Annotated in this window: 13 protein-coding genes; 6 read left to right on the top strand and 7 right to left on the bottom strand. The window is 75.7% G+C overall.

Going from position 1 to position 12,379, the window contains the following annotated elements:
• The 3 genes from SSBG_RS16295 to SSBG_RS16285 all read left to right on the top strand — a co-directional run.
• On the top strand, positions 1 to 236 hold a 236-nt coding region (locus tag SSBG_RS16295), incomplete at its 5' end, for an ROK family protein (protein ID WP_037869928.1).
• Positions 236 to 1,423 carry an N-acetylglucosamine-6-phosphate deacetylase gene (gene nagA, locus SSBG_RS16290; protein ID WP_008747191.1) on the top strand — a complete coding sequence of 396 codons (1,188 nt, stop codon included), beginning with the start codon at positions 236 to 238 and terminating at the stop codon, positions 1,421 to 1,423. The genes SSBG_RS16295 and nagA, both read left to right, overlap by 1 nt.
• Positions 1,424 to 1,590: 167 nt before the next feature.
• A complete protein-coding gene (locus SSBG_RS16285) occupies positions 1,591 to 2,541 on the top strand; it encodes a 1-phosphofructokinase family hexose kinase (protein WP_008747190.1) in 951 nt (316 codons plus the stop codon).
• Between the two features lie 69 nt (positions 2,542 to 2,610).
• On the opposite strand, the gene SSBG_RS16280 is transcribed toward SSBG_RS16285, so the two are convergent.
• On the bottom strand, positions 2,611 to 3,630 hold the full coding sequence (locus SSBG_RS16280; RefSeq protein WP_008747189.1) for a CBM35 domain-containing protein: 1,020 nt from the start codon (positions 3,628 to 3,630) through the stop codon (positions 2,611 to 2,613).
• A gap of 192 nt (positions 3,631 to 3,822) precedes the next feature.
• Positions 3,823 to 5,763, bottom strand: a complete 1,941-nt coding sequence (locus tag SSBG_RS36170; RefSeq protein WP_008747188.1) for a sensor domain-containing diguanylate cyclase — start codon at positions 5,761 to 5,763, stop codon at positions 3,823 to 3,825.
• A 398-nt stretch (positions 5,764 to 6,161) separates the two neighbouring features.
• Between SSBG_RS36170 and SSBG_RS16270 the strand changes: the two genes are divergently transcribed.
• Entirely contained in the window at positions 6,162 to 6,728 is a 567-nt protein-coding gene (locus tag SSBG_RS16270) for a flavin reductase family protein (RefSeq protein ID WP_234010559.1), read from the top strand.
• A gap of 127 nt (positions 6,729 to 6,855) precedes the next feature.
• Here the strand turns inward: SSBG_RS16270 and arfB are convergent, their stop codons facing one another.
• Positions 6,856 to 7,287, bottom strand: coding sequence for an alternative ribosome rescue aminoacyl-tRNA hydrolase ArfB (gene arfB / locus SSBG_RS16265; protein WP_008747186.1), 432 nt, complete (start codon positions 7,285 to 7,287; stop codon positions 6,856 to 6,858).
• Positions 7,288 to 7,506: 219 nt separating this feature from the next.
• On the opposite strand from arfB, the gene SSBG_RS16260 reads away from it, so the two are divergent.
• Positions 7,507 to 8,082 carry a TerD family protein gene (locus SSBG_RS16260; protein ID WP_008747185.1) on the top strand — a complete coding sequence of 192 codons (576 nt, stop codon included), beginning with the start codon at positions 7,507 to 7,509 and terminating at the stop codon, positions 8,080 to 8,082.
• Positions 8,083 to 8,191: 109 nt separating this feature from the next.
• On the opposite strand, the gene SSBG_RS16255 is transcribed toward SSBG_RS16260, so the two are convergent.
• Positions 8,192 to 9,085 carry a prephenate dehydratase gene (locus SSBG_RS16255; RefSeq protein WP_008747184.1) on the bottom strand — a complete coding sequence of 298 codons (894 nt, stop codon included), beginning with the start codon at positions 9,083 to 9,085 and terminating at the stop codon, positions 8,192 to 8,194.
• 91 nt (positions 9,086 to 9,176) lie between these two features.
• Between SSBG_RS16255 and SSBG_RS16250 the strand changes: the two genes are divergently transcribed.
• Positions 9,177 to 9,770 (top strand): GNAT family N-acetyltransferase, encoded by a 594-nt coding sequence (locus SSBG_RS16250; RefSeq protein WP_037869924.1) that lies wholly within the window; start codon positions 9,177 to 9,179, stop codon positions 9,768 to 9,770.
• A gap of 14 nt (positions 9,771 to 9,784) precedes the next feature.
• Here the strand turns inward: SSBG_RS16250 and SSBG_RS16245 are convergent, their stop codons facing one another.
• Genes SSBG_RS16245 through SSBG_RS16235 form a run of 3 tightly spaced genes read right to left on the bottom strand, consistent with a single transcriptional unit; the run spans position 9,785 to position 12,282 of the window.
• Positions 9,785 to 11,011, bottom strand: coding sequence for a YncE family protein (locus SSBG_RS16245; protein ID WP_008747182.1), 1,227 nt, complete (start codon positions 11,009 to 11,011; stop codon positions 9,785 to 9,787).
• Complete coding sequence (locus SSBG_RS16240; protein ID WP_008747181.1) at positions 11,008 to 11,664, bottom strand: ankyrin repeat domain-containing protein; 657 nt, start codon at positions 11,662 to 11,664, stop codon at positions 11,008 to 11,010. The genes SSBG_RS16245 and SSBG_RS16240 overlap by 4 nt, the downstream gene beginning before the upstream one ends.
• A gap of 45 nt (positions 11,665 to 11,709) precedes the next feature.
• Positions 11,710 to 12,282 (bottom strand): GlcG/HbpS family heme-binding protein, encoded by a 573-nt coding sequence (locus SSBG_RS16235; RefSeq protein WP_008747180.1) that lies wholly within the window; start codon positions 12,280 to 12,282, stop codon positions 11,710 to 11,712.
• Positions 12,283 to 12,379 lie beyond the last annotated feature (97 nt).

The raw sequence follows: 12,379 nt of genomic DNA, 5'->3' as shown, positions 1-12,379 counted from the left end.
TCGCGGACGGGCTGCTCATCGCCGTCACCCTGCTCGACCCCCGGACGCTGATCATCGGTGGCGGGCTCGCCGAGGCCGGGGAAACCTTGTTCACACCGCTGCGCGCGGCCGTCGCCGAGCGCGTCACCTTCCAGGCGCTGCCCGAGATCGTGCCCGCCGCGCTCGGGGACACGGCGGGCTGCCTCGGCGCCGGCCTGCTCGCCTGGGACCTACTCGCCACGGAGGTAAGCGCCTGATGGCTGCCAGCACCGACTACACCGTTCTCACCGGCGCCACCGTGGTCCTGCCCACGGGGCAGGTCCCGGACGGCAGGCTCGTCGTGGCCGGGGAGCGGATCGCGGAGCGCGCTCCCGAGGGCGCCCCCGAGACCGATCTGAGCGGGCACTGGCTCGTGCCCGGCTTCGTGGACATCCACAACCACGGGGGCGGCGGGGCCGCGTTCGGCGCGGGCGGTGTGGAGGACGTGCGGACGGCGCTCGCCACGCACCGCGCGCACGGCTCGACGACGGTCGTCGCCTCGACCGTGACGGGAGAGCTGGACGCGCTCGCGGAGCGGGCCGGGCTGCTCTCGGAGCTGGCGGAGGACGGGGAGCTGGCCGGTATCCACTTCGAGGGGCCGTTCATCTCGCCGTGCCGCAAGGGCGCGCACAGCGAGGCGCTGCTGCGCGACCCGGACCCGGCGGAGGTCGCGAAGCTGCTCGCGGCGGCGCGCGGCCAGGCGCGGATGGTGACGCTCGCGACGGAGCTGCCCGGCGGTCTGGACTCGGTGCGGCTCCTCGCCGGGCAGGGGGTGATCGCGGCGATCGGGCACACGGACGCGACGTACGAGCAGACGGTGGAGGCGATCGAGGCGGGCGCGACGGTGGCGACGCACCTGTTCAACGCGATGCCGCCGCTCGGGCACCGGGAGCCGGGCCCCGTCGCGGCGCTCCTGGAGGACGAGCGGGTCACCGTCGAGCTGATCAACGACGGCACGCACCTGCACCCGGCGGCGCTGGAGCTGGCGTTCCGTCACAAGGGCGCGGACCGGGTCGCGTTCGTCACGGACGCGATGGACGCGGCGGGTTTCGGGGACGGGCGCTACCACCTCGGGCCGCTGGAGGTCGATGTCGTGGACGGTGTCGCGCGGCTGACGGAGGGGGGCTCGATCGCGGGCTCGACGCTCACGATGGACCGCGCCCTCAAGCGGGCCGTGACCGTGGACGGGCTCGGCATCGAGGCGGCGGTACGGGCGCTGAGCGCCACCCCGGCCCGGCTCCTCGGCCTCGCGGACCGGGTGGGCTCGCTGGAGCCGGGCAAGGACGCGGATGTCGTGGTGCTCGACGCCGGGTTCACGGTGGTGGGGGTGCTGCGCAAGGGCCGGTGGGTCGTGGCACCGGAGCAGGCGGCGGTGACGGCGGGCGGCGCGCGTTCCCCCCGGTAACGATTCGCCGCGCCTCGGTAGTGGTTCGCCGCGCGGAGCGGTTCGCCGCGCCCCGGTGGTGGTTCGCCGCGCCCCGGGCTCTGGGCGGGCGGGGGCGGCTTTGGCATGATCGGACCTCTGTGCCGGTGCCGGGTCGCACCGGACCGCGAGGGGGAGGGGTCCGCGGGATGCTGCTGACCGTCACGCTGAACACCGCGCTCGATCTGACGTACCGCGTCCCCGCGCTCGTGCCGGGGGCGAGCCATCCGGTGCGCGAGGTGAGCGAGCGCGCGGGCGGCAAGGGGCTCAACGTGGCCCGGGTGCTGGGCGCGCTCGGACGGCACGTCACGGTGACGGGGCTGTGCGGCGGCCCGACCGGCGAGCGGATACGCGCGTTGCTGGCCGGGACCGCGGGCCTCACGGACGCCCTCGTGGCGACGGCGGAGCCCGCGCGGCGCACGGTCACGGTGGTCGCGGAGCCGAGGGCGCGCGTGGTGTCGCGGGCGGCGGCGCGGGCCGCGGCGACGGTGCTGCGCGAGCCGGGGCCGCTCGTCACGCCCGCGGAGTGGGAGGCGTTCCGGCACGTCTACGCGGGGCTGCTGCCCACCGTGACGGCCGTCGCGCTGTGCGGGAGCCTGCCGCCCGGGGTGCCGGTGGGCGCGTACGCGAGCCTGGTGCGCGAGGCGCGGGCGGCCGGGGTGCCGGTCGTGCTGGACACGAGCGGTGAGGCGCTGCGCCGGGGGGTCGCGGCGCGGCCCGACATCCTGAAGCCCAACGAGGACGAACTGGCGCAGCTCACCGGTTCGCGCGAACCGGCCCGCGCGGCCCGGGACGCCCGCCGTCGCGGCGCGGGCGCGGTCGTCGCCTCGCTCGGCGACCGCGGGCTGCTCGCGGTGACCCCCACCGCGGTGTGGCGCGCGGCGCTCCCGCGTCCGCTGCCCGGCAATCCGACCGGCGCGGGCGACGCGGTCGTCGCGGCGCTCCTGGCCGGCCTGGCCGACGCCCAGCCGTGGCCCGCCCGGCTCGGCCACGCGACGGCCCTCGCGGGGGCGGCGGTGGCCTCGCCGGTGGCCGGGCAGTTCGACGCGCGGGTGTACGGGGACCTGCGGGGGCAGGTGAAGGTCGCGGAGGTGGGGTGAGCCCCCGCCGCTGCGGCGGCGGGAGCCGCGCCCTGCGGGCGCCGGTCGCGCCGCTCCGGCGCGGCCCCGCTACTGCGTCACGTGTCCCGCCTTGAGCCACACGCGGTCGAAGTTGGCGTCGCAGGTGTCTCCCTCGTCGCAGGAGAAGGAGATCGCGTTGGTGCCCTTCGTCAGGCTGGTGAAGACGTAGGAGGTGGTCCAGCCCTTCTCCCAGTCGCCCTCCTCGGCCTGCGCCCAGTTCTTGAGGGAGAGGTCGCGGCGGTCGCCGCCGTTGACGTAGAGGCTGGCCTTCTGGTCCTTGCCGGGGACGCCGTAGTCGAGGAAGACGGTGTAGTCGCCGCCCTTGGGGACGCTGACGTTCCAGGTGAGCTTGGCGCCGGGCTTGTTGAACCCGGCGACGTAGCTGCCGCCGCTCGCCTTGGCGCCCTCGACGTCCGAGGCGACCGAGGGGCCGCCGGAGAGCTGGAGGGTCTTCGCGTCGGCCTTCGGCAGCGGCGCCTCGGGCTTCTTCGAGGGGTCGTCGCCGGGCTTCTTGTCGTCGTCCTCGTCGCCCTGGCCCTGCGGAGCGGTGGCGCTCGGCACGGGGTCCTTCGCGGTCTCCTTGCCGTCGTTGTCGTCGCCCGAGAGGACCGCGACGGTGATGCCCACGACGACCGCGCACACCACGGCGACCGCGCCGATCAGCAGTCCCCTGTTGTTCGGCCCGCGCCCCCGGCCGCCGCCCTGGCCGCCGGCCGCGCGGCGCCCGCCGCCCGCGGGCGGCCCGCCGGGCAGGTTCTCCGGGGCGGCGTAGTGGGCGTTCTGCTGCGGGGCGTACGCGGCCGCGGGAGCGCCCTGCTGCGGGGCGTTCTGCTTGCCCTCCTTGGGCGGGTACCCGTACCCGTACTGCCGCTCGCCGACCGCCCTGACCTGGTGGTACGAGCGGGGGCCCGGGTAGCCGTAGCCGCCGCCCCCGGGGGGCCTGGCCCCGGCGGACTGGCCGTCGGCGTACAGGTAGCCGAAGGGGTCGTCCTCCTCCGTGCCCGCCGTCCCCGGGTTCTCGCCCTCGGGCGGGTTCGCACCGTTGTTGCCGGGGGGACCGGGGGTCATCGCTGGCTCACTCCTTGACGTGCTGGAACGTGACGTGCTGGGACGTGCTGATCGCGGTGCGGACTGGCGTACCGGGGGCGCGCGAGCGGCACCGGCCGGTTCCGGCGAGCCTACCCGCTCCGCGGGAGCCCTCCGCGTGGCCGGGACCACACGGCGGCCGGAGCCCGCCGGGCCCCCGCGACGGCGCGTTCCTCAGATCGCCCGCCGGTGCTGGCGCGCCCGCGAGCGCTTCTCCACGTACATCCGCTGGTCCGCCGACTGAAGGACCTCCTCCGGGCTCTCGCCGCAGCGCGCCCAGCCGATGCCGAAACTCGCCCCCACGCGTACGGAACGCCCGTCGGCCCGGATCGGCTGGGTGATCGCGCTGCGCAGCCGGACGGCGAGGTCCTCGGCGTCGCCGCGCCCGACGCCGTCGGCGAGCACGACGAACTCGTCGCCGCCGAGCCGCGCGACGGTGTCCCCGTCCCGCACTCCGCCGCTGAGCCGCCGCGCGACCTCGATGAGGACGGCGTCGCCGACGTGGTGGCCGTGGCGGTCGTTGATCGGCTTGAAACCGTCGAGGTCGCAGAAGAGCACCGCGAGCCCCTTGACACCGTTGTCCGGCATTCCCTCGGGGGGCGGGGCGACGGCGTGGGTGTGCGTGCCGTAGCCCGGGGCCGGGACGGTGAGGTGCGCGGCGGGGTTCTGGGCGAGGTCGTAGGTGTGCCCGCCGGAGTCGGTCACCGGGTGCGGCGCGTACGGGCCGGGCGCCCCGCCGCCGTACGCGTCCGGCGCCCCGGCGCCGTAGGGGTCCGCCGCTGCCGCGCCGTAGGGGTCCGGCGCCCCGGTCGCGTAGGGGTCCGGCCCCGTGCCGTTGGCGTACGGGGTGCCGGGGGCGTACGGCGCGTACGGGGTGCCGGCGGCCGGCCGGTGGGGGTGGCCCGCGTAGTGCGCCGCCGCGTACTCCTCGTAGCTCTCGTAGTTCTCGTGGCGCGCGAAGGCGTCGCGGTGGTCGCCGTAGGCGGCGTCGAGGCTCTCGACCGGGGTCGGGGGGCGGGACGAGGGGCGTTCGCACAGGCGGGCCGCGAGGCGGGAGCGCAGTTCGGCGCTGTTGGGGAGCCCGGTGAGGGCGTCGTGGCTGGCGCGGTGGGCGAGGTGGAGTTCGCGGCGCTTGCGGTCCTCTATGTCCTCGACGTGCGTGAGGAGGAAGCGCGGTCCGTCCGCCGCGTCGGCGACGACGGAGTTGCGCAGGTGGACCCACACGTAGCTCTCGCCGCTCTTCTCGCGGCGCAGCAGCCGCAGTTCGGTCCGGCCGCCCTCGGCGGAGGTGCGCAGCAGGACACCGACGTCCTCGGGGTGGGCGAGGTCCACGAAGGACCAGCGGCGCAGCGCGGAGGCCGAGCGGCCCAGGAGGCGGCACAGGGCGTCGTTGGCGCGCAGGACGCGGCCGTGGTGCTCGCCGCCGAGTTCCGCGATGGCCATGCCGCTCGGCGCGTACTCGAAGGCCTGCCGGAAGGATTCCTCGCTGGCGCGCAGGGCCTGCTGCTCGCGTTCCAGGCGGACGAGCGCGCGCTGCATGTTCGAGCGCAGGCGGGCGTTGGCGATCGCGGTGGCGGCCTGGGCGGCGTACATCTGGAGCGCCTCGCAGCCCCAGGCGCCGGGGCGGCGGCCGTCGCGCGGGCGGTCCACGGCGAGGACGCCGACGAGTTCACCGGCCTGCCCGGACTCGTACATGGGGGCGAGGAGCTGGTCCTCGGGGTGCCACTCGTCGGCGAAGCGCGGTTCGGGGCCCGGGGTGTACCAGGTGGGGATGCCGTCGGCCTCCAGCTCGCGGACGACGTCGTGGCGCAGGAAACGCAGGGCGCCCCACTGCTCGGCGGCGGCGAGGCGGCGTTCCCAGGCGGCGCGGGAGGCGACGCGTCCGGTCAGGACGGAGTCGGCGGCGTCGCTGCCGGAGAGCGCGGCGACGACGAGGTCACCGTCGGGCTGGACGATGTTCACGGCGGCGAGTTCCCAGCCGATGCCGTGGACGACGCCGTCCACGACGGCCTGGAGGGTGTCGGCGAGGCTGCGGGCCGTGGCGAGGTCGGCGACCGCCTGGTGGAGCTGCCGCATGGTCGCAAGACGGACGTAGGGCTCCGACTCGGTCTCCATGCTCGTCCACTCCCCGAGAGCTCGACAGCGACTCCAGGACGCGCGCCTCCCCCGGACCACCGGCGGCACGGGTCGTCGTCCTCGACCACCCGAACTGCTGATCATCCGATCACATCAGCACATTGGTCACTCCCCCACTGAATCACAGTGAGCTGTGTGCCCGGTACTCACGGTCAACTAAATGTGAGCGCTGTGACTCAAGTCACAGCGGAATCTGTGGCCTCACGCGCACTCTCCGTGCGCCTCTTGCGCGATTTCGATCGATTGCGCACCGCTTGGCGACAGCCGACGCCCCGCGCCGCTCCTCGCCCCGGAGGAACACGCGTGTGGTCTTAGGACTTCCGCTTCGGCCGTTGGCCCGATGCGGCGAGTGCTACCGGCGAGTTAGCGTGCATGACGTGCTCAGCTCCGACGCCCCGACCCCCGCCGCCCCCGTCACCCCTCATGCTGTGGGGGTGAGTGACGAGGAGTTCAAGGCCGCGCTGACCCGGCTCGCGGCCGGAGTGGTCCTGGTGACGGCCCACGAACCGCAGACCGACCCGGACGGGCCGCGCGGCGACGACGCGGGGATGACGGCCACGGCCTTCCTCTCCGTCTCCCTCGACCCGCCGCTCGTCATGGTGAGCCTGCGCACCGGCTCCCGCATGGACGACCTCCTGGAGGAGCAGCCCCTGTGGGGCGTCTCCCTCCTCGACCGGAGCCAGATCCACCTCGCGGGCCGCTTCGCGATGCGCGGCCGCCTCAGCGACCGCCTCCTCTTCGAGGACGTCCCCCACCGGCGCGGCACCCACACCGGCGCCCCCCTGCTGGACGGCGCGCTCGCCACCCTGGAATGCCGCACCGAGCAGCGCGTCGAAGCCGGCGACCACACCCTCGTCATAGGCCGCGTCCTCAGCGCGGACCTCCCGAGCGCGGACGGCGAGCCCCTGCTCTACTTCCGGGGCAAGTACCGGGCGTTGGGGTAGACCGGGCGTTGGGGTGAACAGCACGCGCGCGGACGGGGGGTGCGGGCGCGGACGGGGTGCGGGCGCGGACGGGGTGCGGGGGCGGGCGCGGACGGGGGGCGGGCACGGCGGACGCGCGGCGCCTTCGCTACCCCCAGTCCTTGCCCGATCTGCCGCGCTTGCGTTCGCCCTGCTGTTTCTTCTCGCGCAGGCGGCGTTCGTTGATGCCCCGGGGGATCTTGCGCTTGCGGCGGGCGGCCGGGGGCGGGGCGGTGGCCTCGGCGAGGAGCGCGGCGAGGCGGGCGGCGGCGAGTTCGCGGTTGCGCCACTGGGAGCGGTGCTCGGAGGCGCGCACGGCCAGGACGCCGCCGTCACGCAGCCGGGAGGCGAGGCGTTCGAGGGCGCGGGCCTTCCAGACCTCGGGCAGCGCCTCGGTGGCGGCGAGGTCGAACAGGACCTCGACCTGGGTGTCGGAGGTGTTGACGTGCTGGCCGCCGGGCCCGGAGGAGCGCGAGAAGCGCCATCTCAGCTCCGCCTCGGGCAGGACGACCGAGCCACGGATGACATGGGGACCGGACATGACTCCATGGTCGCGCCTCCCGGGGCGTGCGGCACGCGCTTTTCACGCCGGGGGTGCGCGACGGGGTGCGCGGGACGCCCGCGCACCCCGTTCCGCGGAGATTCGTAAAGAAAGCAAAGGAGCCAGGAACCTTGGCAGCGTGCGCCCGCGTTCATAGAAATGACGACGGGCCCGCCGAAGGCGCGGGACCGTGATCGTTCGACGAAAGGGACACATCCCATGGCTGTAAGCCTGTCCAAGGGCGGCAACGTCTCGCTGACGAAGGAGGCCCCGGGCCTGACCGCCGTGACAGTCGGCCTCGGCTGGGACGTGCGCACCACGACCGGTACGGACTTCGACCTCGACGCCTCCGCGATCGCGGTCAACACGCAGGGCAAGGTCTACTCCGACGGCCACTTCGTGTTCTTCAACAACAAGCAGACCCCGGACCAGACGATCGTCCACACCGGCGACAACCGGACGGGCGAGGGCGCGGGCGACGACGAGGCGATCAACGTCAACCTCGCGGGCCTGCCCGCCGACGTCGACAAGATCGTCTTCCCCGTCTCGATCTACGACGCCGAGACCCGCAACCAGAACTTCGGCCAGGTCCGCAACGCCTACATCCGCATCGTCAACCAGGACGGCGGCACCGAGATCGCCCGCTACGACCTCTCCGAGGACGCGGCGACCGAGACCGCGATGGTCTTCGGCGAGCTGTACCGCAACGGGGCCGAGTGGAAGTTCCGCGCCGTGGGCCAGGGCTACGCCTCGGGCCTCGTCGGCATCGCGCAGGACTTCGGCGTCAGCGTCTGAGGCTGCCGAGGGGGTACGGGCCGGGCGGCGCCGGTGCGGGTACGGGCCGCGCCCGGCCCGTACCGCCCGCCCGGCCCCGCCTCGGGGCTCCGTCCCGGGACCCCGCTCCTCAGGGGGCGGAGGGGCCGGAAGGCGTCTCCGCGGGCCGGTGGAGTTCCTCGCGGAACGTGTGGGCCGGGTAGACGCCGAGTTCCCGCAGCTCGGCCGAGAAGAACGACAGCTCCTCCAGGGCCCGGACGAAGCCGGGGTCCTCGGGGTGGCCCTCGACGTCCACGTAGAACTGGCTGGCGTAGAAACTGCCGCCGAGCTGGTAGGACTCGATCTTCGTCAGGTTGACGCCGTTGCTCGCGAAGGCGCCGAGCGCCTTGTAGAGCGAGGCGGGGATGTTGCGGGTGCGGAAGAGGAGGCTCGTCACGTACGGGACGCCCTCGGCCCGCTCGGGGCGCGGGGCCTCCCCGGCGCGGGCGAGCGCGAGGAAGCGGGTCGTGTTGTGGTGCTCGTCCTCGACCTGCGCGGCGAGGACGTCCAGGCCGTAGAGAGCGGCGGCCGCCGGGGGCGCGAAGGCGGCGTGCGCCGGGTCGCCCAGCTCCGCGACCTCGCGCGCCGCGCCCGCCGTGTCCTCCGCGACGCGGGCGGTCCAGCCGTGCTCACGGGTGATCCGGCGGCACTGGCCGAGGGCGTGCACGTGGCTGCGGACGGTCTTGACGTCCTCGATCGTGGCGCCGCGCGGGCCCACGAGGTCGAAGTGGATCGGCTGGAAGTACTCGGCGAACATCCGCAGCCCGGAGGAGGCGAGGAGCTGGTGCACGTCGGCGACCCGGCCCGCCGAGGAGTTCTCGATCGGGATGAGCGCGACGCGCGCCTCGCCCTCGTTCACGGCGTGCAGCACGTCGGCGAAGGTCGCGCGGGGCAGTGTGGGCACGCCCGGAAACATGGCCGCGCTCACGGCGGCTGAGTTGGACCCTGGTTCACCTTGGTACGCGACGGCGGAAGCGCTGCTCATAGGTGCCAACGTACCGAAAGCGGGTGGGACGGCGCGGCGCCGTCCACGTGGTGAGGCGGCGGGGGCCGGTAGGGCACCTACGCTCCGCCCCATGCTCATCGAAACGCTGCTGCCCCCGGCCGGCGATCCGCTCGCGCTCCCCGCCCCGGTCCTGCTCGAACTGACCGAGCTGTACGCGTCCGACAAGGAGTTCCAGCAGCTCGGGGGCGACTTCCCGGACCCGGAGCACATCCGTCCCGAGGAGGTCGCCGCCTCGCTCGCCGGGGAACTCTCGCACCCCGACGCGGAGATCCTGCTCGCCCGCTCGCGCGGCCGGCTCGTCGGCCTCGCCGCGACGCTGCGCCACCACCCCTCGCGCCCCGACGACCCCGACCCGTGGATCGGCCTCCTGATGACCGACGGCCGCGCCCGCCGCCAGGGCCACGGCCGCCGCCTGGCCCACGCCGTCGAGGACCGCTTCCGCGAGCAGGGCCGCACGGGCGTCCGCCTCGCGGTCCCGCGCGGCAGCACGACGGCGCTGGCCTTCTGGACGGCGCTCGGCTACGAGATCGTCGAGGAACGCCCGGACCCCCGGCGCGGACACCCGGCGTACGTGCTCCGCAAGGAACTGCTGGAGCCCCTGCCGGGAGGGACGGGGACGGGGGCGGGGGCGGGGGCGGGCGGAGGCCCGGTGCCCGAGGGGTGAGGGGTGAGGGCTCCTCACTCCAGGGCCGCCACCCCCACCGGCCGCTTCCCGCCCGCGATCCACCGCGTCTTCCCGGTCCGCAGGTCCACCGCCGTGACCCCGTCGCGCCAGCCCTCGCGCGTGTGACCGGCGGTCACGTACGCCGTGCGGCCGTCCGGGGACGCGCTCACGTCCTCGTGCGGCCCGTCGAGGGGAACGAGGCGTTCCGTGCCGTCCGGGGCGCGGATCGTCAGGGACGGGCCCTCGTCCCCGGCCGGGTCGATCGGGCCCGTGCCGACGACGAGGAGGTGACCGTCCGGGGTGAGCGCCGTGCCGTGCTGGTGCGTGTTCGCCGTCATCGGACGGACCCGGGAGCGGCCCGTGTCCGGGTCGAGGTCCACGAGGCGTTCGCCCTCGAAGGGGAGCAGGAGGTGGCCGTCCGAGGGGCGCACCGCCGCGTAGTGCGGCTTGAGCCAGCTCCCGAGACCGCCTTCGGTGCCGTACGGCGCGACCTCCACGCGCCGCCCGACGCGCGCCGCCCCGCGATCCCCGGAACCGCCGTCCCCGGAACCGTCGCCGGGGTCGATGACCGTCACGTCGAACGAGTCGTGCGCGGTCACGTACACGCGCCCGCCGTCGGGGGCCACGTCCACGTCGAAGGGCCGCCGCCCGACCGGCAGGACGGCCGTCACGCGTAGCGTCCGCGTGTCCACCACCTCCAGCGTGCCGCGCCCGTCCGGCACGTTCACGCCGACGTAGGCGTGCCGCCCGTCGGGCGCGAGCGCCACGCCCATGCCGCCGCCCCGGTACTCGCCGTGCGCCACGGGCCCGGTCCGCGTCCGGTACGGGACGCGGGCCACGCGCTCACGGGTCCGCGTGTCCACGACCGCGAGTCCTTCCGCCGTCGCGACCCACGCCCTGCCGTCCGCGCCGACCGCGACCCCGTACGGGGCGGTGCCCACCCGGACGGAGGCCGCGCGGCCCCGCCCGTCGGCGGGCAGGAAGGTCACGGTGTCGGCGCCGAAGTCGGCGAGCAGCAGCGTCCCGGCGGAGCGGGCCGCGGCGCCGCCGGACGGCGCGGGCCGCGCGCCGCCCGTACGGCCCGGCGTGGGCGAGTCCCGCAGGGCCCGGCGTGGCCGCGCCCGTACGGCCCGGCCCCGCCGTGGCGGTGCGGGACGGGCTGTCGTCCGCGCCGGACGGCGGTCCCGCGCACCCGCGAGCGCGAGGAGCGCCGCCGCCCCGACGAGGACCCGCCGCCTCATCCGGCCGCTCCGTCCCCGGCCCGCCCGGCCTCCGCCGCGCCTCCGGCCTCCGCCGCCGCCAGCAGCGCCGCCATCCCCGCGAAGCCGCGCCGCTCCGCGTGCTCCCGGGCCGTCACGCCGTCGCCGTCCGCGAGGTCCGGCCGGGCACCGGCCGCGAGCAGGAGCCGCACGATCTCCTCGTGCGCGGCCCCGCCGTCGCCGAGGATCACGGCCTCCAGGAGCGCGGTCCAGCCGAGCTGGTTGACGTGGTCGACGTCCATGTCCGTCTCGCGCAGCGCCGCGTCCACGTACGCGACGTGCCCGCGCTCGCTCGCCGGGATCAGCGCGATCCCGCCGAAGCGGTTGCGCAGCCCCGTGTCGGGCCGCGCGGGCAGCAGCGCGCGCATCATCGCGACACTGCCCGTGACGCCGGTCGCGAGCCACGCGCTCTCCAGGCGCGTGTCCTGCGCGTCCGGATCGGCACCGGCCGCGACGAGCGCCTCGGCCGCCGCGACGTGGTCGCCCTGCGCGGCGAGCAGCAGCGGCGTGCGCCGCGCCTCGTCCCGCGCCTCCGGGTCCGCCCCGTCCGCGAGGGCACGGCGGACGCTCTCCGCGTCGCCCGTGCGGGCGGCGGCGAGGAGGAGGGCGGTGGCGGGGGACTGGCTTCCCGACATGGGTGGCTCCTGCGGCTACGGGACGTGGACCGGTACTACCTCACCTCACCTGCCCAGCGCGGCGACACCCGCCCGGGCGAAGGTCTCGTCCTGGTCGCCGCTCGGCGCGCCCGCGACGCCGACCGCCGCGACGGGGGCGCCCTTCGCGGTGACCGGGGCGCCGCCCGGGAGGAAGAGGGTGCCGGGGATGTCCTTGAGGGTCGGCGCGGAGTCGAGGCGCTTGACGAGGTCGGAGGTGGGAGCGTTCCAGGAGACGGCGGTGTACGCCTTCTTCACGGCCGACTCGTAGGACTGCGGGCCCGCGCCGTCGCCGCGCAGCGTGACGAGGGTGCGGCCGTCGCGGTCCACGACGGCGACCGAGACCTTCTGGTGCGCGCGGTTCGCGGCGTCGAGCGCGGCCTGCGCGGCGCGGGTCGCGGCGGCGGTCGTCAGGTGCGTCGTCGTGGTCGTGACGCGGCCCGAGGCGTCGGCGGCGGGAGCGGCGGAGGCGGCGGGGCGCGACTGCGGGGACTCGGCGTTCGCGGAGACGGTGCCGAGGACACCGGCGGTGCCGAGCGCGGCGACGAGGGTGCCACCGGCGAGGACGCGGCTGCGGCGGGTGCGGAGGGAGAGGGCCATGGTGTGCTCCTGGGGTGTGCGTCGGGTCTACGGGGCCGGGTGGCCTCGCGGGGGGGGCGGGGCCGGGTGGCCTCGCGGGAGGGCGGGAGCCGCGTCG

The organism is Streptomyces sp. SPB074, from assembly GCF_000154905.1.
Classification (GTDB): domain Bacteria; phylum Actinomycetota; class Actinomycetes; order Streptomycetales; family Streptomycetaceae; genus Streptomyces.
This window is presented reverse-complemented; position numbering and strand designations above follow the sequence as displayed.

What these genes read in the sequence shown, in the direction of transcription:
- SSBG_RS16280 (WP_008747189.1), bottom strand. Translation starts at nt 3,630, where the DNA reads ATGACCCCCGGTCCCCCCGGCAACAACGGTGCGAACCCGCCCGAGGGC.
- SSBG_RS16250 (WP_037869924.1), top strand. Translation starts at nt 9,177, where the DNA reads ATGCTCATCGAAACGCTGCTGCCCCCGGCCGGCGATCCGCTCGCGCTC.
- SSBG_RS16235 (WP_008747180.1), bottom strand. Translation starts at nt 12,282, where the DNA reads ATGGCCCTCTCCCTCCGCACCCGCCGCAGCCGCGTCCTCGCCGGTGGC.
- SSBG_RS16255 (WP_008747184.1), bottom strand. Translation starts at nt 9,085, where the DNA reads ATGAGCAGCGCTTCCGCCGTCGCGTACCAAGGTGAACCAGGGTCCAAC.
- SSBG_RS16260 (WP_008747185.1), top strand. Translation starts at nt 7,507, where the DNA reads ATGGCTGTAAGCCTGTCCAAGGGCGGCAACGTCTCGCTGACGAAGGAG.
- SSBG_RS36170 (WP_008747188.1), bottom strand. Translation starts at nt 5,763, where the DNA reads ATGGAGACCGAGTCGGAGCCCTACGTCCGTCTTGCGACCATGCGGCAG.
- arfB (WP_008747186.1), bottom strand. Translation starts at nt 7,287, where the DNA reads ATGTCCGGTCCCCATGTCATCCGTGGCTCGGTCGTCCTGCCCGAGGCG.
- SSBG_RS16245 (WP_008747182.1), bottom strand. Translation starts at nt 11,011, where the DNA reads ATGAGGCGGCGGGTCCTCGTCGGGGCGGCGGCGCTCCTCGCGCTCGCG.
- nagA (WP_008747191.1), top strand. Translation starts at nt 236, where the DNA reads ATGGCTGCCAGCACCGACTACACCGTTCTCACCGGCGCCACCGTGGTC.
- SSBG_RS16285 (WP_008747190.1), top strand. Translation starts at nt 1,591, where the DNA reads ATGCTGCTGACCGTCACGCTGAACACCGCGCTCGATCTGACGTACCGC.
- SSBG_RS16240 (WP_008747181.1), bottom strand. Translation starts at nt 11,664, where the DNA reads ATGTCGGGAAGCCAGTCCCCCGCCACCGCCCTCCTCCTCGCCGCCGCC.